This window comes from Flavobacterium pectinovorum (assembly GCF_022802975.1).
GTDB classification, from domain to species: domain Bacteria; phylum Bacteroidota; class Bacteroidia; order Flavobacteriales; family Flavobacteriaceae; genus Flavobacterium; species Flavobacterium pectinovorum_B.
The window spans coordinates 287,656-312,336 of sequence record NZ_JAFEVZ010000003.1 but is presented as its reverse complement, the minus strand read 5'-3'; the positions used below and the strand labels follow the sequence as shown (position 1 = coordinate 312,336).

The 24,681-nt window shown below is 33.2% G+C and carries 17 protein-coding genes; 11 read left to right on the top strand and 6 right to left on the bottom strand.

Features of this window, described 5'->3' with window-relative positions:
• Window positions 1–692 precede the first annotated feature (692 nt).
• On the top strand, window positions 693–4,535 hold the full coding sequence (locus FLV_RS06280; RefSeq protein WP_243231969.1) for a calcium-binding protein: 3,843 nt from the start codon (window positions 693–695) through the stop codon (window positions 4,533–4,535).
• 89 nt (window positions 4,536–4,624) lie between these two features.
• Here FLV_RS06280 and FLV_RS06275 read toward each other — a convergent pair whose 3' ends face one another.
• On the bottom strand, window positions 4,625–5,485 hold the full coding sequence (locus FLV_RS06275; RefSeq protein WP_243231967.1) for a cupin-like domain-containing protein: 861 nt from the start codon (window positions 5,483–5,485) through the stop codon (window positions 4,625–4,627).
• Window positions 5,486–5,624: 139 nt separating this feature from the next.
• Window positions 5,625–8,012, bottom strand: a complete 2,388-nt coding sequence (locus tag FLV_RS06270; protein WP_243231966.1) for an outer membrane beta-barrel family protein — start codon at window positions 8,010–8,012, stop codon at window positions 5,625–5,627.
• A 238-nt stretch (window positions 8,013–8,250) separates the two neighbouring features.
• Here FLV_RS06270 and FLV_RS06265 point away from each other — a divergent pair, with 238 nt between their 5' ends.
• Genes FLV_RS06265 through FLV_RS06255 form a run of 3 tightly spaced genes read left to right on the top strand, consistent with a single transcriptional unit; the run spans window position 8,251 to window position 10,732 of the window.
• On the top strand, window positions 8,251–9,615 hold the full coding sequence (locus tag FLV_RS06265; protein ID WP_243231965.1) for a sensor histidine kinase: 1,365 nt from the start codon (window positions 8,251–8,253) through the stop codon (window positions 9,613–9,615).
• Window positions 9,615–10,301 carry a response regulator transcription factor gene (locus FLV_RS06260; RefSeq protein ID WP_243232235.1) on the top strand — a complete coding sequence of 229 codons (687 nt, stop codon included), beginning with the start codon at window positions 9,615–9,617 and terminating at the stop codon, window positions 10,299–10,301. Before FLV_RS06265 ends, FLV_RS06260 begins: the two co-directional genes overlap by 1 nt.
• An 11-nt stretch (window positions 10,302–10,312) precedes the next feature.
• Window positions 10,313–10,732 (top strand): hypothetical protein, encoded by a 420-nt coding sequence (locus FLV_RS06255; RefSeq protein WP_243231964.1) that lies wholly within the window; start codon window positions 10,313–10,315, stop codon window positions 10,730–10,732.
• A 63-nt stretch (window positions 10,733–10,795) separates the two neighbouring features.
• On the opposite strand, the gene bioB is transcribed toward FLV_RS06255, so the two are convergent.
• From bioB to FLV_RS06240, 3 genes are all read right to left on the bottom strand, one after another.
• Window positions 10,796–11,884 (bottom strand): biotin synthase BioB, encoded by a 1,089-nt coding sequence (bioB, locus tag FLV_RS06250; protein ID WP_243231963.1) that lies wholly within the window; start codon window positions 11,882–11,884, stop codon window positions 10,796–10,798.
• A 172-nt stretch (window positions 11,885–12,056) separates the two neighbouring features.
• Window positions 12,057–12,494: a hypothetical protein gene (locus FLV_RS06245; RefSeq protein WP_243231962.1), complete on the bottom strand. Its 438-nt coding sequence runs from the start codon at window positions 12,492–12,494 to the stop codon at window positions 12,057–12,059.
• Between the two features lie 119 nt (window positions 12,495–12,613).
• Window positions 12,614–13,543, bottom strand: a complete 930-nt coding sequence (locus FLV_RS06240; protein WP_243231961.1) for a bifunctional riboflavin kinase/FAD synthetase — start codon at window positions 13,541–13,543, stop codon at window positions 12,614–12,616.
• Window positions 13,544–13,738: 195 nt separating this feature from the next.
• On the opposite strand from FLV_RS06240, the gene FLV_RS06235 reads away from it, so the two are divergent.
• Window positions 13,739–16,405, top strand: coding sequence for a reprolysin-like metallopeptidase (locus FLV_RS06235; RefSeq protein WP_243231960.1), 2,667 nt, complete (start codon window positions 13,739–13,741; stop codon window positions 16,403–16,405).
• 2 nt (window positions 16,406–16,407) lie between these two features.
• On the opposite strand, the gene FLV_RS06230 is transcribed toward FLV_RS06235, so the two are convergent.
• The gene (locus tag FLV_RS06230) at window positions 16,408–17,091 is read right to left on the bottom strand and encodes a ComF family protein (protein ID WP_243231959.1); all 684 of its coding nucleotides are present in this window, start codon (window positions 17,089–17,091) and stop codon (window positions 16,408–16,410) included.
• A 161-nt stretch (window positions 17,092–17,252) separates the two neighbouring features.
• Between FLV_RS06230 and FLV_RS06225 the strand changes: the two genes are divergently transcribed.
• From FLV_RS06225 to FLV_RS06200, 6 genes are all read left to right on the top strand, one after another.
• On the top strand, window positions 17,253–18,674 hold the full coding sequence (locus tag FLV_RS06225; protein WP_243231958.1) for a T9SS type A sorting domain-containing protein: 1,422 nt from the start codon (window positions 17,253–17,255) through the stop codon (window positions 18,672–18,674).
• A 172-nt stretch (window positions 18,675–18,846) separates the two neighbouring features.
• The gene (locus FLV_RS06220; RefSeq protein ID WP_243231957.1) at window positions 18,847–20,385 is read left to right on the top strand and encodes a glycine--tRNA ligase; all 1,539 of its coding nucleotides are present in this window, start codon (window positions 18,847–18,849) and stop codon (window positions 20,383–20,385) included.
• Between the two features lie 183 nt (window positions 20,386–20,568).
• Window positions 20,569–21,378, top strand: coding sequence for a LytR/AlgR family response regulator transcription factor (locus FLV_RS06215; RefSeq protein ID WP_243231954.1), 810 nt, complete (start codon window positions 20,569–20,571; stop codon window positions 21,376–21,378).
• 174 nt (window positions 21,379–21,552) lie between these two features.
• Window positions 21,553–21,786, top strand: coding sequence for a hypothetical protein (locus FLV_RS06210; protein ID WP_243231952.1), 234 nt, complete (start codon window positions 21,553–21,555; stop codon window positions 21,784–21,786).
• Window positions 21,787–21,892: 106 nt separating this feature from the next.
• Window positions 21,893–23,938, top strand: a complete 2,046-nt coding sequence (locus FLV_RS06205; RefSeq protein WP_243231950.1) for an ATP-binding protein — start codon at window positions 21,893–21,895, stop codon at window positions 23,936–23,938.
• Window positions 23,928–24,620: a response regulator gene (locus tag FLV_RS06200; RefSeq protein ID WP_243231948.1), complete on the top strand. Its 693-nt coding sequence runs from the start codon at window positions 23,928–23,930 to the stop codon at window positions 24,618–24,620. Before FLV_RS06205 ends, FLV_RS06200 begins: the two co-directional genes overlap by 11 nt.
• Window positions 24,621–24,681 lie beyond the last annotated feature (61 nt).

Sequence of the window (24,681 nt, the reverse complement as noted above, 5' to 3'; positions counted from 1 at the left end):
TCCATAGGAATTTAGGGTTTAAAAGCATTTCGTTCCGGCTGATAGTCAATGTCATTAAGTTAAGAAATTTTCAGTCGTCACTTCGAGGTTTAATTTTTTTACAAAAAAAGCAATATAAGATGACGTTTGTTTTGTCAGGCTGAGCGGAGTCGAAGCCCTAGTTAAACAAAAACGTCATAGGTAGTGATTTTTAATAATAATGCAATAGCTTTATTATTAAAAATTGTATCGAGAAGTTTTTTAATACTAAGGTTCTCGATACATTTTGTTTTAAAAAAAGCTATCGCATTTTTTAAACAAAACACTCGAACTGACGATAATGTCCCTTAACTTAATGACATTGGGCTGATAGTGACAAGATTTTGCGAATCTCTATACCTGATCGATTATTCAAAAAAAAGCAACTTGTATGGCTTATCCTGTAAGGTTTCCAAAACCTTGTAGGTTTGCTTTTAATTTAAATACCTGCAAGGTCTTTTTTCTAGACCTTGCAGGAAAATTAATCAATACAATTAATTTGTAAATAATTTTGTATTGGATTAATCGAACTCAGGTTCTATGGTAAAATTTTAAAGCATGATGTAAAAATCACTAAATCTGGGTATTGGAGCAGTTTAGGTATAATTATAAATTGCATGTAAATTCTTATAAAAAATAAGAAAAACAGAATCAAAACCCAAACTCTTATTATTTTGAAATCAAAACCCTACTTCTTATTTGTGCTTATTTTTAGTCTTTTATCTCTACATAATAATGCCCAACAGGGAAAATTAGACACAACTTTTAATACCTATGATGACGGTCTTAATGGCGATGGTTTTAATAATGCAGTCAGAACCTTGTCGATGCAAACCGATGGTAACTTAATTGTTGGCGGAGAATTTTTGAGTTTCAACGGAAAACCACTTTCATATTTAACCAGACTCAAAACTGACGGAACTGTAGATGAAGATTTCGATACAGGTTCTGGTTTTAACGGAAAAGTATATTCGTCTTATACTCAGCCAGACGGTAAAATCATTATTGGAGGCAATTTTACCAGTTTTAACGGGATTCCCACAGGCAGATTAATTCGCTTAAACAGCGACGGATCACATGATACTGCTTTTAATACTTCAATAGCGGCAGGTTCAGGAATCGTAAATCAGATTGTGGAGCAATCTGACGGTAAAATTATAATTGTTGGAAGTTTTACAAAGTATAATGGTATTACTGTAAACAGGATTGCCCGAATCTTATCTGATGGAAATTTAGATACCGGTTTTTTTACCGGTTCCGGTGCTCCTGCAAATATAAATTGTGTTCAAATTCAGCCAGACGGTAAAATCATTATAGCAGGTAATTTTATAAAATTTAACGGTACCGATGTCAATCGAATAATTCGTTTAAATTCTGACGGAAGTTTAGATAACGCTTTTAATGCAGGAACGGCTTTTAATGAAGAAATTCATGCAATGGTTTTGCAACCGGATGGGAAAATTATTCCGGGTGGAGAATTTACAGCTTATAACGGAATTGCTGCAGGCAGAATCATTCGATTAAATCCTGACGGAACAATTGATTCCGGTTTCTTATCAGGAGCAGGTTTTAATAACGGGACTGTAAATGTTATAAAAATAGATGGTTCAGGAAACATTATGGCAGGTGGTTCTTTTACAGATTTGTATAACGGAGCGGATGTAAACAGATTGGTGTTTTTAAATCCCGACGGAACAATTAAACCTGATTTTGATATGGGAGAAGGTCCCGGTTCTGCATCTGTGTATAGTTTAGCAAATTCAGCTGCCGGAGATTGGTACATTGCCGGTTCTTTTTCGGTTTTTGATTCTCAAAATCAGGGAAAACTGGCTAAAATTGATCTCAATGGAACACATGATATTAGTTATCTGTCAGCTGGAGTTGGTTTTGATAATTCGGTTTTAAAAGTATTGCCATTACCAGATAACAGAACAATGGTTTTTGGTAATTTTTCTAAGTTTAATGGCGTTTATTCTTCTAAAATTGCCTGTATTTTACCCAATGGCGATTTGGATAATACTTTTAATTTGGCTCATTCAGGAGCAAATAATGCTATAAAAACAGCGGCAAAACAAGTAGATGATAAAATAATTATAGGAGGCAGTTTTACCGGTTATAATAATACAGTTTGTAATCGTATTGCCCGAATTTTACCTGATGGAAGTTTAGATAACAGTTTTGTTTCCGGAAGCGGTTTCAACGGTCAGGTATTTTCTGTAGCTATTCAGTCAGACCAAAAAATAGTGGCAGCAGGTAATTTTACAAAATATAATGGTGTTACTGTTGGCCGTATCGTTCGGCTTATGCAGGATGGTACAATTGATATTAGTTTTAATGCAGCTACAGGTGCAAACGGAACTATTGATGTGATGATAGTACAGCCTGATGGAAAAATGATCTTAGGTGGAAGATTTGATACGTTTAACGGGATAGGATATTCCAGATTAATACGGCTGAATACTGACGGAAGTATAGACAGTAGTTTTTCTGTTGGTACCGGATTCGATAAAAACGTATATGCACTTGATTTGCAGTCTGACGGAAAAATTATTGTAGGCGGTTCTTTCTTAAATTATAATGGCATTTCAAAAAAACGAATCTTACGGCTCAATTCAGACGGAACATTAGATGCCACCTTTAACTCAGGAACCGGTTTTAGCAAAGGCGATGTTCGAAGTATTTTGGTACAGCCCGATGACAGAATTTTGATTGGAGGTGCATTTTCAGGAAATTATAACGGGACAGCATCTTTACGTTTATTGCGTTTGTCTTCAAATGGTATTTTTGACTCTTCATTTTCAGTAAGTCTTAATAGTACGTTATTTACGATGGGATTTACGGCAGATTATAAACTCATTATTGGAGGCAATTTTAATTCGGTTTCAGGAGTTACCAAACACAGGATTGCCCGTTTAAAATTATGCAATAACAGTTCAAGATGGAATGGAACAAATTGGTCAAATGGTTTTCCGTCAGGCGGAAAAGAACTGACTTTTGAAGAAGATTATTTGTTTTCAGCTTCGGCAAATGCTTGTTGCTGTAGTATCAATTCTACAAAGACCGTCACAATTTCAAGTGGAAAAACGTTGGGATTGAGTTTCAATTATACAGGTGCCGGAATTTTGGTTTTAGAAGATGCTGCCTCTTTGTATCAATCAGATGATGAAATGATCAATACCGGAATCATTCATCTTAAGCGAAAAACAACTCCTATCCGAAAATTTGATTATACTTATTGGTCTTCTCCTGTTGAAAATCATAAATTGAAAGATGTTTCTCCAAATACATTGTCAGATAAATTTTTCTCTTTTGATCCTGATGTAAATTATTGGAAAGAACAAATCCCTTCTACAATTATGAGTTTAGGGAAAGGGTACATTATTCGCGGACCACAAGAATTTTCAACAACGATTCCTGAAAAATACGAAGCCATTTTTAAAGGAATCCCTGTTAACGGAAAAATTACAGCAATTATTGGCCGTACAGGCAGTTATAATTTAATAGGCAATCCATATCCTTCAGCTCTTGATGCTGATGTATTTTTAAGAGACAATTCAGATGTTATCAAAGGAACACTTTATTTCTGGACTCATAATACACCCTTTGCAAATAAATATGCTTCAGCTGATTATGCCGTTTACAATTTATTGGGAGGTGTAGGAACAAGGGCTGCCCTGGCTTCGGGTGAAAATGAAACTTTACCAGACGGAAAAATTGCTTCAGCACAATCTTTTTTTGTTCAGAGCATAACGGCAGGAGAAGTAAAGTTTGATGATAAGATGCGAATTACAGAAGAGAATTCATCTTTTTTTAAGCCGGCCAAAACGAACAAAAGAAAGGAAATAGTCCCAAAAAGCAGAATCTGGCTTAATCTTACCAATGAAGAAAATGCATTTAAACAGCTTTTAATAGGTTATATTGAAGGAGCTACTAATGGTTATGATGCAGCTTTTGACGGAGAATCATTTGATGGAAATAAGGACATTGATTTTTATAGTTTTAATGAAGAAAAAAACTGGACGATACAAGGCAGGGAATTTCCTTTTGAGGACTCAGATGAAGTTGTTTTAGGATACAAAACTCAAATTGATGGGAATTTCAGCATAAGTATAGATCATTTAGATGAAAAATTTACCAGTCAATCGGTTTATCTTGAAGATAAAAATAAAATGATTCTGCATGATTTAAAGAATGGATCTTATCGTTTTTCAACTGAAAAAGGAGTTTTTAATAACCGTTTTGTTTTAAAGTTTACCAATAAAAATTTGAACCTTGCTCAAATTCAGCCAGAAAGAAATAGAATTTGGGTCTACAAAAAGAAAGAGCAAATTATTATAGAATCTGAAGAATCGTTAATCCAAAAAGTTCAAATATATGACCTTACCGGTAAATTGGTTTTAGAACAAAATAGCAATCAAAATACAATAGTAATCTCTAGTCTGAAGTCAAAGAATCAGGTTCTGGTGTTTAAAGTTAAAACAGAAAATTCACTGGACGTCAAAAAAATAATTTTTTAAACCCTGAGTAAAATTAAAATTAGTGTCAGGATGACATGAATTCCTTAAACTGTAAATGATGTTTTGTTTATCGAATGGGTTATTAAAATTTAAAGCATTAAATTTTGATGCGTATTTTCAATGGCCTTTTCATTTTTATAATCAATCCATTTTTGACCTTTGAATTTTCGCATCAAAATATCAAAATGGCGCATGATAAAAACATTATAAGCTGCTTTTGATAAATTGGTAATATTTTTAGGGAATGAGCGTAAACTCATAGAAAATCCGGGTGTCAAATACTTCATATAATGCCAGTAACCTTCGGGCATATAAAGCATTTCACCATGCTTTAAATTGGTAATATAACCTTCGGCATTTTTGAGGGCAGGAAATTTTTCATAATCAGGATTGTCAAAATCAATGTCTTCTCTCGAAATTAAGGCATGCGGAACTTTGTACATGTATTTTGACTGGTCGGGAGCAAAAATCATACACTGTTTTTCTCCATGAAAATGAAAATGCAGGATATTCGAATAATCAATGTCAAAATGCATGAAGACTTTTGAATTTTCTCCGCCAAAAAACAGCATCGGCATTTGTTTGACCAACTTTAAACCAATGTCAGGCCATAAAAAATCATCTTTCAAAAGAGGAACTTCTTTCATTAAATTATAAAGAAAGATGCGGTAATTGGTTGGTTTGGATTCTAAAAGAGTAATGTAATCACTCATTTTCATTTTAGTATGGGCTTCATTAAAGCCATCTTCATGATTTACAGGCCTGTCATCGTATAAAGGAACGATAAGGTCACCGGCAATTTCATTAATATAGGATAATTTCCATTTATGGTAAGCAGGCCAGTCTTCGGTAAGTTCTTCAATAACAACCGGAATTTGATTTTTTACATATTGGGAAATAAACTCAGACTTTGAGATTTTTTTTACCCTTTCGATTTGGTTTAACTTCATCTGTTAAAATAAAAAAATTGCTTATAACTCTGTGTAACAAGCAATTTAAAAATATTTATCGAAATAAAAGAACTCTTTTGACTAAATTTTTAATTCGATTGAAGTGGCATGTTTAAATAATCGAATAAATAATTCTACTCTAAATTCTTTTTTGTTCTTCAGTTTGTGTTCTGTTTTTTTCCTTTAATTTTTGATTTCCGAAGTTGTATTTAAAACCGATTTTAAAATTCCGGGTATCGCTGTAATCGGTAAAATAATTATACTGATTTGCATATTTAGTGGTAACCGTTTGTTTTTCTCCGCAATAAACATCTGAAAAAATCGCAAAAAGTTCCCATTTGTCATGAAATACCTTTTTTCGAAATGCAAAGTCTAAACTCGTAGATTGGCTAATAGTAAAAGTGCCCTGAACAGATCGGGAGTTGTAATAAAAATTGGCTTCGGCAGTAAAATCTTTTTTCTTGTTGAATGTAAATCGGTTATTGGTGCTTCCGTTGTACTGCAAACGTTTGTTTTGGTACAATTTTTCATCAACTCCCAAAAAAGTATCCTGAGTATAATTGATGCCGGTTTGAATTCCGGATTCCCACCAGTCAAAGAAAACCAGATTCGCATTGAATTCTAATCCCAAAGCAGTATTTTTTTCAATGTTGGTGAGATGATAGACAACCGTAGTCGTTTCATAATCCTGATACGAGATTTCCATTGATGGATTTTTTTCATGCCTGTAATACAAATCAAAATTGTATTTGTCTTTTAAAGTATAAGTCAAATCCAGGTTATGAATGATGGTGGGCTGTAATTTTGGATCTCCGACAAAATAGGAATACGCATTGTAGTAAGACCTAAACGGATTCAGCCAGCTGTATTGCGGACGGCTGATTCGTTTTCCGTATGAAAATCCAATTTGATGTTTCTCATTGGCTTTATAAAGCGCATAAAAAGTGGGGAAAAGTTTAAAATATTTTTGTTGGTTTATTTCAGTTACCGTAACCGAATTGCCTTTTAGCTGAGTATATTCTCCTCTTAATCCGGCTTTCAGCGTCCATTTTTCTATTTCTTTGTTATAGCTTGCGTAACCTGCAAAAATGATTTCATCATATAAAAACTGGTTAGTTCTGGCTGTATTTTCAATTAATTCGCCATTAATTTCATCTTTAAAAATAAGCTGGCTGTCTGCTTTTACTTTTCCAAATTTCATTCCCATCTCAATTCCGTTGTCTTCATTCGCATAATCTGATTGTGCTGAAAAAAGCTGAATTTTTTGCGTATTGTCGCTTACAAATCGAGTTTGTCGGTAAGGAGGACTGTCGGGTAATGAAAATGAAGAGAAAATATCCTGATTTTCATTATAGTAGTAATGCGTATAATCTGAAGAAAAAGAAAGTTTTTCTTTCTCCTTAAATTTATGATCATAAGAAAAATTGTAATCATTATTTCGGGATGTTTTTTTTCGGTTGTTTTGGGTAACATACAGAGAATCCAGATTTCTGTTACGATCATAAATATAAGTGGGCACATTATAAAAACCATGAACATTTGGAGTCATAGAACCAGTGACGCCAAAAGATATTGTATTTGAACTGTTTATTTCATATTCTGAATCCAGACGAAATGAATTTTGTGATGCCGATTTGTTTTTTCTTCTCATGATGCTTTCCCAAATCGAATTGGTTTCACCTGAATTGTCCAAATAATGAATGAAATCGACTCCTTCTCTAACATAAGTGCCCGATCCAAAAGTATAACGCCCCGACAGTGAAAGTTTTTCTCCTTTGTAAATATGGCTTGTAGAGATATTTCCTTTTGCATAAATAGATTGTGTGTAAGAACCGCTCATAGTTCCTTTATAACCTAATTTTACATTTTTTTTCAGCCTGATATTTAAAACGATTGCCCCTTGTGCCTCATATTTAGCTGGCGGGTTTGTAATAACTTCGATTGATTTGACATCTTCTCCGTTTGTGTTTTCTAGAAATTGCTTTAATTCATTACCTGTTAGATAAACTTTTTTGTCATTAATAGTAACCAGAATACTATTGCTTCCGCGAACAGTCAGATTGCCGCTGCTCATGGTAGTCACTCCGGGTGTTTTACCCAGGATTTCCCAGGCATTATTAGTAGAAAGGGAAGAGTTTTCTACAGTAAATTCTATTCGGTCAATTTTTCTTTTTAGAATTGGTTTTGATGTCGTGATAGTAACATCATTTAGTATTTCAGGATTCTGTTCCAGTAAAATTGAGGAGAGTTGAAGGTCCGACTGTACATCAATATTCAGGTATTTTTCAGAATATCCATAAGAACTGATTTTTAAAATATACTTTTCTTTATCAACGTCTATTATTTCAAAAAAACCTCTTTCCTCTGTTTGAGTGCTTTTATAAAATATTGAATCCTGTTGTTTTAATAAAGTAATCGTAGCAAATTCAACAGGAACTTTTTTAGAGTCCAAAATTGTTCCTGAAATTTTGTGCTGTCCAATTCCTAAAAATGGAAATACTAAAAATAAAAAAAGATACTGTTTCATGATTTGATGATTTTGTCTGATGCAAATCTCTGAAACCTCATGCGTGTATTGGGTTAATGGAGGGTTAATGAAGGGTTAAAGGGTTTTGATAAAAAGTAGTTAGTATCTGGATTTGTAAACTGATAGGGCGTACTTTATGACAATTCATTTTCAGATTGGGTTAATAAAGGGTTAATCGGGTTTTTATTGAAAGCCGAAATAAATTATTAAGGTAAATTTGTTTTAGTTAATCGTGTATATGATGCAAAACAAAAAGAAAATTGCGTATTTAATCGGGGCATGTGTTTTTACGGTAATCGCTCTGGCGGCTATTCAGGGCTATTTTATATACAATACTTATAAATTGACCGAAAGGGAAGTAAATACCAAAATTAGAAAGCAAATAACCGAGCTGGAAGACCATTCTGAGTTTGATGCCATAAAAGACAGCTGGATGGAGCAAACCGGTAAACTGGCTGAAGGATATGTTTATAAAAAAATAGCAAAAAAAGAATATGTAAGGCTCATTCAAAAAAATCAGGATTCCCTTTCCGATGCTATGAAAAGGTATATGGAGAAGTCTAAAAAACCGGGAGATTTTGAAATTGGTTACAGCGATTATTTAACATCTCTGGTCATTATAAACAATAATAAAACGGATTCGGTTTACAATGGCAAACTGTTGATTTTTGATAATAAAGTAAAAAGTACTAATGAAATTTCTTCTTCGACCGGAAAGTGGCAAAATACTAATGAATCAGAATCTGATAATCCGGGTTCTGTAAAGAGTAAATATACGCTATCGCTGAAAACAGAACAATATTACAGTTTTGCAAGCTGGCAAAAAACGATTTTGGGTCAAATGGCAGGGTTGTTATTGTTTTCTGTGGTGTTAATGTTTTTTGTAGTGTATCTGTATTATCTCTCCATTAAAAATTTAATTAACCAAAAACGAATTGCAGATATAAAAACAGATTTTGTAAACAACATTACACATGAATTTCAAACCCCTTTGGCAACAATGGATATCGCAATAAAAACATTACAGCGAAAGGAAGATCAAATGTCGAATGAAGAATATAAAACGACTTTATCGTTATTGGAAAGACAGAACAGCAGGCTTCAGAAATTGTTTCAGCAAGTTGCGAATGTTTCAGTTAATCCTGTCGCCGATACAAATTCTTCCATCGAAATAGGTTGTAACGAAATTAAAGAAATAATAGAAGATTTCAGATTTTCTAACCCTGAGGTTTTAATCTCATGCCAGCAGATCAAAGAAATGATCACTTTAAAAATAGACCGCTTTCATCTCCATACAATTTTGATTAATCTTTTGGATAATGCCGTGAAATATGGTGCTACGCAAATAAATATTGAATTGAACTGCATGGATAATACATTTTTACTCAGTATAAAAGATGACGGGAAAGGAATTTCGCCAAAAGAACACGTTACTATTTTTGATAAGTTTTACAGAGTAGAAAAAGGAAATCTTCATGATACCAAAGGTCTCGGTTTGGGATTGTTTTATGTAAAACAATTGGTTGAAGCATATCGTGGAGACATAAAAGTAACCAGTGAAGAAAATAAAGGTGCTCTATTTTTAATATCAATTCCGTTATGATGAAACATATTTTATTAGTAGAAGATGATTTTGATTATGCTTCAGTTTTAAAACAATATCTGGAGTTTTCAGGATTTAAAGTATCCTGGAAAAAGAACGGTAAAGAAGCTTTAGAATCTCTTCCCGTTACGAAACCTGATATTTGCATTTTGGATGTAATGATGCCGCAAATGGATGGTTTTACTTTAGCAGAAAAGATAGTAGACCAGTTTCCGGAAACTCCGTTTGTTTTTTTAACTGCAAAATCACTACAGCAAGACAAAATCAAAGGGTTGAAATTGGGTGCAGATGATTATATAGTAAAGCCTTTTGAAGTTGAAGAATTAATTCTAAGAATAGGTAATATTTTAAAACGTTCTCAAAAAATTGAAGAAAAAGTTTTAGAACAGAATTTCACAATTGGTAGTTACATTTTTGATTATGAAAACTACTTACTCAAACACGAGACAATCACACACCGGATTACTGAAAAAGAAGCACAATTGATTGTTTTTTTACATGCAAATCGAAATAAACTCATTAAAAGAGAAGAAATTTTAAGAGAAATCTGGGGCAACGAAGATTTCTTTTCAGGCAGAAGTATGGATGTTTTTATCAGCAGATTACGGAAATATTTTAAAGAAGATTCAACAATAAGTATTTCGAGCGTAAGAGGATTGGGTTTTGAATTTAAGATTAACAATTAAATCAGATGATTATGAAAATTATTATAGTGTTTATTTTTACGGCTATTAGTTTTTTAGCGAATTGCCAAAGCAGACCGGCAGTGCCAAATCCTCCAAAAATCAAGAAATCAGAAACAAAAACTACAAGTTCGAGTTCATCAGTTTCGGTTCAGAATTCAGATTCATCTTATGGTTTTAAAGCCTCTTTTGATTTCGATAAAAATGATAAAGTAAAAAGAATACTAATGGATCATCTGGACGAAAAATACCTGATTTCTAAAGGAGAAGTTTTGATTTGGAAAAAAATGGATGCAGATGAAATTGTCTATAGCGTCACTTTTAAAAAAGGCAGTTTAAAAATGTATGTTGACAAAGAATTAAGTTCCGGAAATACAGTTAGAGAATTTGAAAAACTAGGAGATAAGTTAAAAGAAACGATTTCAAATGATTAAAAAAAAATGCTTTTGACAAATTATGAGTCAAAAGCATTTTTTATTTATGTGTTGAGAAAAAACTTAAACTTTTAATTTTCCTGAAGCTTCAAGATTTCTTTCGATAGTATGTCCGGGTCTTGACCATTTTGGTTTTTCACCCAACGGAGCAAATTGAGAATCTGCTGCTTCAACCGTTTTAGGCTGTGATACTTTTGTAAAAGGTTTTTGCGGATTCAATCCTAACATTTCGAACATTTTCATGTCTTCGTGTACATCAGGATTTGGTGTGGTAAGCAATTTGTCTCCTGCAAAAATAGAATTTGCACCGGCAAAAAAGCACATTGCTTGTCCTTCACGGCTCATATTGGTTCTTCCGGCAGATAAACGTACCTGAGTATCCGGCATTACGATTCTGGTAGTGGCTACCATACGAATCATTTCCCAGATCTCAACCGGTTTTTCATCTTCCATCGGAGTTCCTTCAACAGCTACCAAAGCATTGATTGGCACAGATTCCGGTTGTGGATTTAATGTCGAAAGTGCAACCAGCATTCCGGCTCTGTCTTCGATACTTTCTCCCATTCCGATAATTCCGCCGCTGCAAACCGTAACGTTGGTTTTACGAACATTTTCGATAGTTTCTAAACGGTCTTCAAAAGCACGTGTCGAAATAACATCTTTATAATAATCCTCAGAAGTATCTAAGTTGTGGTTGTACGCATACAAACCGGCTTCAGCCAGACGCTGTGCCTGATTTTCGGTAATCATACCCAAAGTACAGCAAACTTCCATATCCAGTTTGTTGATGGTACGAACCATTTCTAAAACCTGATCAAATTCTTCACCGTCTTTTACGTTTCTCCAGGCTGCTCCCATACAAACACGGGATGATCCGCTTGATTTTGCACGCAAAGCCTGAGCTTTTACCTGACTTACACTCATTAAATCATTTCCTTCAACACCTGTGTTGTAACGTGCAGCCTGTGGGCAATAACCGCAATCTTCAGGACAGCCTCCGGTTTTAATTGATAATAAAGTAGATACCTGAACTACATTTGGATCATGATTTTGTCTGTGAATGGTTGCTGCTTCGTAAAGCAAATCCATTATAGGTTTGTTATATATGGCGATTATTTCGTCTTTGGTCCAGTTGTGTTTTTTAATGCTCATTGCTACATTGTTTTTGATGCTTCAAAAGTAGTTAAATTGTTCTAATCAACCAATGTTGATTGCTGTAAATGAATATTTGGCATTTATTTTCAAAAAAGAAACACTCTAAAATCATAGAATTATAGTTTTTTATGATTTTAGAGAGCTTAAATAATGTTTTTTGTCTGAAAATTTAATCAGCGATATATTTGTTGTTCCAATATAACATCATCATTAGCGTGACAATAACAGAAGAAGCAAGCCCTTCAAACAACAAACAAATGCAATATGTTGGGACCGAAGGATTTCCTCCAAACATAAAAGTTTCTGATAATGACTGAACATAAGCATCACCTCCTCTGGCGTAACTGTAAACCAATAATCCGAAAACGCTCATAGATACGCCGACTACAGAAGTGGCCATTGCCGAAACAGCGTTGGATACAAAATTAGTTTCTCCTTCGTGAAGGTTCATTTGCATAGTCCTGTTAACTCCGTAAAAGATAAAAAATACATTTAGAGTTCGTAAATAGAACAAATCGGCTAAACCTAATACATTCATCAATAAAAAATAAATGCCGATGCCAAGGAATATTAGAGATCCGTTGACAATTTCTTTTGGTAATTTCATGATGGTTATTTTTAAAGAGGTTAATAGTAAATATTTGGTATTCAGTAAAGTATATTAAATTTACTAAAAAAATAAATACGATGATTTAAAAATAACGAAAAGTATTGGTTTTGAGTTTTTTACAATTGACTCACAAATTCCAGAGCAGCCTTTTTGTCCAGATTTAATTGCTCTTTCAATAAATCAACTGAGCTGAATTTTTGTTCTTCGCGAAGGTATTTTAATAACGAAATTTCGAGTTTTTCTCCGTAAATATCAGCTTCGAAGTCAAAAAGATTCACTTCGATAGTTTGCTGTTGACCGTTTACAGTTGGGTTAAAGCCGATATTCATCATTCCGAAAAGTTCTTTTTGACCGACAAAAGTCTTTACAACATAAACACCGTTTTTCGGGATCAGTTTGTAATCTTCCTCAATCTGTATATTGGCAGTAGGAAAACCTATCGTTCTCCCTAATTGTTTTCCTTTTACCACTTCGCCGGTTAAAAAATAGTTATAACCCAGATATTCATTGGCCAAAGCCATATTGCCATCCTGCAGCGCTTTCCTGATTTTGGTTGAACTTACTGAAACATCCTGGATTTCCTGAGCCGAAATTTGCTCAACCTCAAAACCATATTCAGCTCCAAAAGCAATTAAATTATCAATATTGGCCGTTCTGTTTCTTCCAAAACGATGATCGTGACCAATAATTATTTTATGAATATGAAACTGATCGACTAAAATAGTATGTACAAATTCTTCAGCGGTTAATCTTGAAAAGCTTTCGTTAAACGGATGAATGACAAGGTTTTCAATGCCGGTTGCTTCCAGAAGTTTAGATTTTTCCGGTATAGTGTTTAAAAGTTTTATCTCTGATTTTTCCTGAAGCACCATTCTGGGGTGTGGAAAAAAAGTAAGTACCAGACTTTCATATTTTCCGTTTTCAGTGTTTTGAGTGATTCTTTCCAGAATTTTTTTATGGCCAATATGTACGCCATCAAAAGTGCCAAGAGTTAAAATTGTTTTCTTGGTCGAGTGGAAATCGTTAATAGAATGAAAGAGCTTCAAAACAAATTATTTAAGATGCTGCAAATTTATACTATCTATTTGAAATCTGATAGTAACCTGAATTGATTTTTTAATTTGATTTGTTTAGTTTTTGTGAAAAAGGAGTAATTCGTCGGTGTAAAACAAATATCTGTCGATAATAGAGAAGAATTTAACTTAATTACTTTAATTTTGATTCTAAATAACCTCTAGATTATGAAAAAACAACTACTTATTCTGCTTTTTATTTTTTGTTGCATTGCAGCTCATGCTCAGACAAATGTTCTTTGGGAGAAAGTGAATTCGGTTTCAGCAAAAAAAACAGGGAGTAACCAAGACCAGGATAAGTTATATTATAAACTAAATAAAAATCTTTTAATTCAGAAGGTTACAGCTTCGGGTAAAACCTCAAAAATTGCAACGTCTGAAATTACCATTCCAAATGCTGAGGGCGTTTTAGAACGGTTTATGGTTTGGGAATCTTCTAATTTTGAACCGGAATTACAGGCAAAATATCCCGAAATCAGAGCGTATGAAGGAACCGGTCTGGATGATAAAACTGCAAAAATACATTTTAGCGTTGCGCCAATTGGAGTTCAGACAATGGTACTCCGTTCAGACAAAGCATCTGAGTTTATAGAACAAAATCCGGAAAATAAATCAGAGTATGTGTTGTTTACATCAAAAAACAAAGACACTTCAAAATCGTTGATTTGTAAAACAAAAGATGATAATGCTCAAAAAACTACAGGTAAAACAGCAAAAACAACATCTAATACCAAAACCTTCAAAACACTTCGGTTGGCATTGTCATGTACATGGGAGTATGCTGCTTTTTTTGGAGGAACAAAAGCTGGGGCATTAGAAGGGATGAATGCCACGATGACAAGGGTTAATGGTTTGTTTAATAGAGATTTGGCTGTAAAATTGGTTATAATAGCTAATAATGAAGATGTTATTTTTATTAATTCAACGGATCCTTATTCTAATGCACAACAAGGTGCTAATGGAGCATGGAATTTAGAAGTTCAGCAAACTTTGACAACCGTTATTGGAAACAGTGGATATGATATTGGACACTTATTTGGAGGTTCCGGAGGAGGAGGAGATGCAGGCTGTATAGGTTGTGTATGTGATAATCCTGTTTCAGCCACAGATGAGGCAGCAAAAGGAAGTGCTTTTACTTCACCGTCTGATGGTATTCCTCAGGGAGATACTTTTGATATTGATTATGTAGCTCACGAAATGGGGCATCAGTTAGGAGCTACCCATACTTATTCTCATACATTAGAATCAGCCGGAACAAATGTAGAACCCGGAAGCGGTTCTACTATTATGGGGTATGCAGGATTGACAAATTATAACGTTCAAAATAATTCGGATGATTACTTTGCTTATGCGAGTATATTGCAAATTCAGAGCAACCTTGCCAATAAAACATGTCCGGTAAGTACGCCTGTAGTTAATAATAACCCTCCGGTTATAAGCGCAGGTTTAGATTATATCATTCCGTTTAACACCCCATTTATTTTAACAGGAACCGGGTCTGATCCGGATGGCGATACGCTTACGTATTGCTGGGAACAAAATGACAGCGCAACAACAGCAACAACCGGAAGTAAAAGTATTGCTTATCCTGCAAAACCTGACGGACCAATGTTTCGTTCTCTGCCGCCAACCAGCTCAGCTATTCGTTATATGCCAAGTTTGAATAACGTACTGCAAAATAAATTAACGACAACCTGGGAGTCTCTTTCATCTGTAGGAAGAAATTTAAATTTTTCCTTAACCGGAAGAGACAATTCGGCTTTAGACACTCCTCAGACATTTACAGATAATATGGTTGTTACAGTAAATCCTACTGTGGGGCCATTTGCAGTAACTTCACAAAATACAACTGATATTGGCTGGCAAAAAGGCTCTTTTCAACCTATAACATGGAATGTAAATAATACGAATACATTGGCAGGTTCGACGAATGTAAATATTAAATTATCTGTAGATGGAGGTTTGACTTTTCCAATAACGCTGGTATCTAACACGCCAAATGATGGTTCAGAGACTATTACAGTGCCTTCAGATATTACTGCTACAAATTGCAGGATTTTAATTGAGCCAATAGCTAATATTTATTATGCTTTAAATGCAAATCCTTTTGCTATAGGATACACATCAGCAACAAGCTGTACTTCTTATAGTTTTGCAAATGCTTCTTTTAGCATTCCTTTTGGATCAGATTTTACATCAAAAACGATAACTGTTCCTGCTTCAACAGCAATAGTTTCTGATGTAAATGTGTTAATAAACGTAACACATGAAAGGTTTTCAGATTTAGAAATTCAAATAGTAAATCCGCAGGGAACAATTGTGAAATTATTTGATAAAGAGTGTAGTGCTGCTAATTCAAATCTAATACTTGGATACGATGATTCGGGAGTTGCTCTTGATTGTTCTAAAACAACAACTCAGCTAGTTTTGCCGGTTGAATCATTAAGTGTTTTTAATGGACAGAATCCTCAGGGAACATGGACGTTTAAAGTTCGTGATGCCGTTTCAGGACGTTTTGGTACTATAAATTCGGCATCAGTAAATATTTGCACTAAAACATTTACACTTGATAATTCTGAATTTGAAAAAATAGATTTTGTGCTGCATCCTAACCCGAATAAAGGAAATTTTACAGTTCAGTTCGATTGCGATTCAACTAAAGTTGTAGAAGTAACAGTGCATAATGTTTTAGGAGAAAAAGTTTATAACAAAACGTTTGATAAATCCCCTTATTTTTATCAGAATATTCAAATGCAAAACACAACACCGGGATTGTATTTTGTAACGATAACAAATGGTGATCAAAGAATCGTTAAAAAGATACTTGTAAACTAAAATTACGAATGCGCCATTGCCATACAAACAATACTGATTTTGGCTCCCGGAATTTTAAGTAAGGAACGGGAGCAGGCTTCAAGTGTTGCGCCTGTGGTAAGAACATCGTCAATAAGTAAAAAATGTTTGTTGTGATTTTTTTCTGAAAAATGTACATCAAATACATTTTCTATTCCTTCTGATCTGCTTAAAAGATTTTTTTTGGATTGTGTTTTAGAATATTTCTTCCGGTACAAAACAGCAGTATCGTAATCAATATTTAATCCTTTGGCTAAAGCATTCCCAAAAGTAGTTACCTGATTATAGCCGCGTTCCTTAAACTTTTTTTGGTGTAACGGAACAGGAACTACAACATCAAAAGGCGTTTTGAGTTTGATGTTTTTTAAATCTTCAACATACCAGTCTCCCAAAACGGTTCCAATCTCTTCATAGCCTTTGTATTTCAAATTATGAATAAGTTCCTGAACGATTCCTTTTTTGTTGAAATACAAAAAGGCCGATGCATGTTCAATTTCAATTTTTCCGTAAAATTTCTTAACCGCTTCATTTTTATCATCCAAATGATATTGGGTAAGAGGTATTTCATGACGGCAATTGGTGCATAAAACGGTTTCATTGGTCATCAAAAGCGAATGGCAGCCAGCACAAACTTTAGGGAAAAAGAGATCGATAAGATAATTAAGCACAGTTGAATTATTTAGTTTTAAAAAAAGGAATAATGTCTTTTAAGAGAGCCTCATGATGGAGATAAAATACTATTGCCTTTTGAATAAATATAATCAAAATGTTAAATTTAATCAAAATAATTTTACAAAAAAAACCAAAACATTGAATCAATCTTCTTTAGATGAAAAATAGCAGACAAGGTACCAGTATAATTTTAGCATTAATTATTTTTTTAGTTTTTGAAAATCAAATTACAGCTCAAAAGAGTGGAATTGTAAGTAAAACGTTTTTTAAAAACGGACTCGTAGCAAGAGAATTTTATATGGGAGAAGACCAAATGCTCGATAGTATTAAAACCTATCATATTGTTGGAGGACTGGACGAAAGATTTTATTTTGATAAAAATAATTTGATAAATGGTCTTTGCCAAAAGTTTTCGAGCGAAGGAAAGTTAAAAACGACCTGGCTGTTTAAAAAGGGGGTTTTGATAAAAAGAACTGATTTTTTTAAAGAGGACAATCTTAAAAATAAAGCGAAAGTCGAAGAAAACTATGCTATAATTACCAAGAACAACGAATTGTTAAAAGCGGATCCTGATAATTATGGATTGCGTTATGGCAGGGCAGCAAGCCGGATATATCTTGAGGACAATGTGCTGGCAGAATTTGATTTTTTAGGATTTAAATCGCAGTTAGAAAATATTAAAGCAAGTCCGGGTGCGCTAACAAAATTCCCCAGATTAAATCAGGATTTAGCTGAAATTTACAGCAGGCTTTCTACTATTTATGGCAGATTTGAGAATGATAATCTTAGTGTTGATTATAAATTAAAGGCAATTCAGACTGATCCGGAAGAAACAAGACATTATTTTAATCTGGGTGCTTATCTGGCTACAGAAGCCCAGGATTACAGATTGGCAATTTATTATTTGAACGAAGTGGAGCGCAGATTTCCAAATCATAATTTTGCACACTGGGTTTTGGGTTATACATATTTAGAATTGGAACAATATGATAAAGTAGTAGAAAATATTAATATTGCTTTTCAAAACGAAGCGAATCTGTATGAAAATGGTTATGGAACTGCAGAAAGTGACCTGCGAACCATAAGAGGGCTTGCGTATCATAAATTAGGGAAAACCGACTTAGGAATTGCAGATTTAAATGAAGCTTTGAAAATTAATGATAAAAACTCTGTAGCAAATAAATATCTTGGAATAATTTATGACGATTTAGGACAATCTCAAAAAGCCTGTGATTATTTTCAAAAAGCAAGGAGTTTGGGTTATGAAAAAAAATATTATAACAAAGAACTGGAAAGCTTTATTAAAAAAGCATGTAATGCAGATCAAAAGAAAAGGGTCAGTATAGCACCAAAAGACCTGCCTTATATTTCACCTAATCCGGCAGAAAATACAGTTGAGGTTTTTAATTATCCATTCTCTAATTTCACTTATGAAATATTTAATGCGCAATCTCAAAAATTGCGTAATGGAATTTCCAATGATAAAACAATAGAAGTTTTAGGGTTACCGGCAGGCTTCTATATCCTCATTATTAACTATCAAGGTAAATCAGAAACTTTTAAGCTGATTAAGAAATAGAAGCTCATATAGAAAATAGAGGTATTTGCGGTTTTGATTTATAGAAAAAAATATCATTTTCTATTCTGAAATAGGAATTTGGGAGATTTATTTCTAAAATTTTAATAATCAAGGGGCAATCTTCAACTATTTTTCTTTTTTTTAAATTCACTTTTTATATTTTTGCACCACTATGGCAAAACAAGAAGATATATTTAAGAATGTGGTTTCGCACGCAAAAGAGTACGGATTTATTTTTCCGTCAAGCGAAGTATACGACGGACTGAGTGCAGTGTATGATTATGCACAAAATGGTGTCGAGTTAAAAAAGAATATCCGTGAATATTGGTGGAAATCAATGGTTCAGATGAATGAGAATATTGTAGGATTAGATGCTGCAATATTAATGCACCCAACAACCTGGAAAGCTTCAGGCCACGTTGATGCTTTTAATGATCCGTTAATTGATAATAAAGATTCTAAAAAAAGATACAGAGCAGATACTTTAGTTGAAGATTATGCTGAAAAGTTAAATCAAAAGGCTCAAAAAGAAATTGAAAAAGCAAGAACCCGTTTTGGTGATGCTTTCAATGAAGAAGAATTCATTACTACCAATGCCCGCGTTGTAGAATATCTTTCTAAGAAAAAAGAAATTCTGGAAAGACTTGCAAAAGGAATGAGTGAAGACCTTCAGGATGTAAAAGCCTTAATTGAAGAATTAGAAATTGCCGATCCTGAAACCGGTTCAAGAAACTGGACAGATGTTAAGCAGTTTAATTTGATGTTCGGGACAAAACTGGGTGCTTCTGCAGATTCTGCAATGGACTTGTATTTACGTCCGGAAACAGCTCAGGGTATTTTTGTAAACTTTTTAAATGTTCAGAAATCAGGGCGTATGAAAGTTCCTTTTGGAATTGCTCAAACCGGAAAAGCATTTAGAAATGAAATTGTGGCAAGACAATTCATTTTCCGTATGCGTGAATTCGAACAAATGGAAATGCAGTTTTTTGTACGTCCGGGTGAAGAAATGCAATGGTACGAACACTGGAAACAAACTCGTTTAAACTGGCATTTGTCTTTAGGTTTAGGAAAAGAAAATTACCGTTTTCACGATCATGAAAAATTAGCACACTATGCAAATGCTGCTGCAGATATCGAATTTAACTTCCCATTCGGATTTAAAGAATTAGAAGGGATTCACTCTCGTACTGATTTTGACTTAAAAGCACACGAGCAATATTCGGGTAGAAAATTACAATATTTTGATCCAGAACTGAATGAAAATTATGTTCCGTATGTTGTAGAGACCTCTGTAGGGTTGGATCGTATGTTTTTGGCTGTTTTTGCAACATCGTTGCAGGAAGAGGTTTTAGAAGACGGATCATCAAGAACAGTGCTGAAATTGCCGGCTGTTTTAGCGCCAACAAAAGCTGCCGTGTTACCATTGGTTAAAAAAGACGGATTGCCGGATATCTCTAAAAAAATCATCGAAGATTTAAAATGGGATTTCAATGTTGCTTATGATGAAAAAGATGCTGTAGGACGTCGTTACAGAAGACAGGATGCCCTTGGTACTCCATTTTGTATTACGGTAGATCATCAGACTATCGAAGATCAGACAGTAACAATTCGTCATAGAGATACTATGAAACAGGATCGCGTTGCTATAGCCGATTTAAAATCAATTATCGAAAACGAAGTTTCAATGAAAAACTGGTTGATGAAAATGTAAAATATTAATTTTCAGAATATTAAAACCCAAATTCTTTTTTGAATTTGGGTTTTTTTTATGTTTTCTGTTGAACTGTTTTTTGATTATGAAAGTTATGTATTACAATATTTTTTATAACTTTAGATGTTTTTTAAAGAAAATACCTCAAAATTAATAGATTAACCCCAAAAATTAATCACAAAAATGAATTATACCTACATTATTTTAGATGATGATCCGCAATCTGTTGAAAGAATACGAACAATTGCAAAGGAGTTTTCAGAGCTGAATTTTATAGCCTCTGCGGATAATTATAGCGACGGATTAAATTTGGTTTTAAAACACATTCCGAATTTGATTTTTTTAGAAATTGATCCCAAAGATAAGAACAGTGGTCTTTCTTTGAATTTAATTAATGGATTGTTGATGTATTTGAAAGAGTTGCCCAAAATTATTATAACAACAAAAAGCAAAGATCTTGCGTTTGATTGTATTCAGTATGAGGTAAGCGACTATTTTCTTAAACCTTTGGATTCAATAGATTTTTTAAAATTGATTCATAAATTAAATAAAGCAAGTAACGAGGATGAGGTGCTTTTAGTTCAAAATTTAAAACATAAAGAAAAATTAAATTCAGAGGAAATACAAATCAATAAAAATCGAAAATCCTTTATTTTATGTGTTAAATCTTACGGAGATCACCGTTACATCGATTCTAGTGAAATATGTTATTTTCAGGCCGACAATAATTCGACCGATATACATCTGAAAAACGGGGAGATGATTACCGCTTTTAAAACGCTGAAACATTTTGAAACCGTTTTGTCAAATCCATTTATAAGAATACATAACAGTTATATTGTAAATCGAAATTATATTTCGAGGATACATACAGGTAACTCTTTATGTTATATTAAAAAAACGACAATAAAGCTCCCGTTTTCCAAGTCTTATAAAGCAAATGTTGATTTTATAATTAGTGAATTTGCCAATGAAAATTATATAGAAACTTAAAATAAACCATCTGCCCTGATTTGATACTCATTCACTCATGAATGGGTAGCATTGACCATAAACGCCTTTTTTTAAAGCAATTGTTGCGGTTAACTGTTTAGTTTTACAAAAGAATTCCGAACGAAACGGAATCAAAAAAAGTAAAAAAGTATAACAATATAAAACCCAACAATCATGAAAAAATTAGCTTTAACAACAGGATTATTCTCATTAGTAATGGTATTAACTTCTTTTAATACTACAGCAAATACAAATGATACTTTAATAAACAATACAACAATTGGTATTGATGGAAATCAGTCAGCAGGACAAAGCAGAAAAGTAGACATGATGGGTTCTGATTTATCAAATCAAAAAGTAAGCATTGACGGGAATCAGTCAGCAGGACAAAGCAGAAAAGTGGATTAATTAGCTGTAATCCATTTTAATATAGAAAAGACCGTCTAATTAGACGGTCTTTTTCTTTATGTCTAATGTATAGTTTTGTACTTTTGAGTAAACTTTTAAGACAAAATTGAAAAAAAACTACCTGATATTACTTATATTTTTCATTGGTTGTACAAAGCAAAATGAAGGCACTCGTATATCCGATAAATCGAGAGATAGCCTGGATTTGTACTTGTCACTGGCTAACGAATACAAATTGCCGGTAGAGATAAAACAAAAATACAATCAAAAAGCTTTTGAAGTAATTATGAGCCAGCCCGATGATTCGATCAAAAGGGTCAATCTTTTTAAAGTAGCCAACCGTTATTTTAATATGAGAGATTGGAATAATTATAATAAAACGGTTAAAATTGTTTTAGAAAAAGCCCAAAATGCAAAGGATTCGGTTTCAATGTCTAAAGCTTATATTTATTTGGGAGATTATTACAGTTCTCAAACTTCTTCAGACAGTGCCTTTGCTTTTTATTATAAGGCTGAAAAATTATATTTAGCAAACAATGATTTTTATAATTTAGCAAAAACCAGACTTAGTAAAGCATTGTTGCAGTATAACGAAGGTGATTTTTATGGTAGTGAAAAAGCTATTTTTAATGCTCTAAGAGTTATTAAAGGAAAAAACAATAACGATATTTTATACGAAGCTTATAACCTGCTGGGCATTTTATATAATGAATTGGGGGAGTATGACAAAGCTATTGAATTTCATAATAAGGCCATTGCAAGCATAGATGATAAAATTATTCCTGTCGAGTTCCAGTCAAAAGCAACTTCATTAAATAATATAGGATTTGTATATCAGAATCTTGATGATTACAAAAAAGCCAATTATTATTTTCAGGAAGGATTGAAGCAGAAAAACCTGTTTAATCAAAAACCTGAGTTGTATGCTATTTTATTGGATAATTTGGCCTACTCACAATTTAAACTGAATGAAACAAAACAGCTTCCAAATTTATTTTACAAGGCACTTAAAATAAGGGACAGTCTGCAATTAACAGCCGGAATAACGGCCAGTAAAATGCATTTGTCTGAATATTATGCTTCGGTAAAAGATACTGCAAAAGCTTTGCATTATTCAAATCAGGCACTTTTGGTTTCAAAACGTACCAAAAACTTTCGTAATGTACTGGTCGCTTTAAAGCAATTGTCTTTAATTCATCCAAAAAAAGCTTCAAAATTTTCAGAAGATTATATTCGCATCAACGACAGTTTGCAAAAGGCTGAACGTAAAATGGGAGATAAATTTACCCGAATAGAATATGAAACCAATGAAATAAAAAACGAAAATTCGAGTTTAGAAATACAGAACAGAACTTTGGTTTACGTTTTTAGTTTCTTTTTACTGATAGCTTTGTTTTTTTATATTTATAAAACGCAGCAGGCAAGGAACAGAGAATTGCTTTTTAGACAACAACAGCAAATTGCAAACGAGGATATTTATAATTTGATGATTTCGCAGCAAAATGCAATAGAAACAATGCGAATCAGAGAAAAGAAAAAAGTTGCTCAGGAACTCCACGATGGCGTTTTAGGCAGAATGTTTGGAGTAAGAATCAGTTTAGACAGTCTTGATAAGCTGGACGAAGAAACTGCTAATGATAAAAGAAAAAAATACCTGCTTGAATTGAAAGAGATTGAACAGGATATTCGGGAAATTTCGCATGATTTGAACAAAGAAAAATCCGGATTGATTAATAATTTTGTTGCGATTTTAGAAAAGCTATTTCTAAATCAAACCAATACATTCAATACAAAATTGATTTATAATATTGATTCTAATATCAAATGGGATTTGGTAAGCAATGTGGTAAAAATTAATCTGTACAGGATTATTCAGGAAGCCCTTCAGAATGGTAATAAATATGCTCAGGCAGAAACAATTAAGATTGTGTTTAAAAGTGAGATTAATTATTTAGTTTTATTAATATCTGACGACGGAATAGGATTTAATACTCATAAAACAAAAAAAGGGATTGGGTTGCAAAATATTGTTTACAGAACCGCAGAATGTAACGGGAGTGTCGAAATAAATTCGGCAAGGGATGAAGGAACTACTATTTTAGTAAAGATACCGATAGATCAAAAAATAAATAAAATTAATAATGAAAGCTGATTTACCACCATCGCTTAAACAAACAAGCAAAATATTAATTGTAGACGACCATCCGTTTATTATTGAAGGTTATAAAAATGCTATAACACGTTATAATCCTGATAGCCATGAGTTTTTGATTTCTCAGGCTAAAGATTGTAAATCTGCCTATGAAATTATTACAGATCCTGAAACCGCAGCTTTTGATATTGCTTTTTTAGACATTAGTATGCCTGCTTATGATGAAAAAGAAATTTTTTCAGGAGAAGATATAGCAAAACTACTTTTGGAATATATGCCTCACTGCAAAATTATCTTGCTGACGATGTACACCGAATTGCTGAAAATTAAAACCATTATCCGAACCATACAGCCAAACGGGTTGATTATTAAAAATGATCTGACATTTGATGAATTGCTTTTTGCTTTTGATAAAGTAATGAAAAGTGATAAATACTACAGTCAGTCAGTTCAGAAAATGCTGAATCAGTCTCCTCATAATTCAATTGAAATTGATGAATTCGACAAGCAGATTTTATTTCATTTGTCTAAAGGAACTTCTGAGGAAGAAATGCCACACTATATTCCAATTTCGATAAATGCAATTGGAAGACGAAAAAAAAGCCTTAAAGAACTGCTTAAAATAAAAACAGGCTCAGATGAAGACCTGGTAAAGGAAGCGAAAAGCAAAAACCTTTTTTAAAAATAAATTCCAAAAATAAAAAATTCCAAATTCCAATGAGATGTTATTGGAATTTGGAATT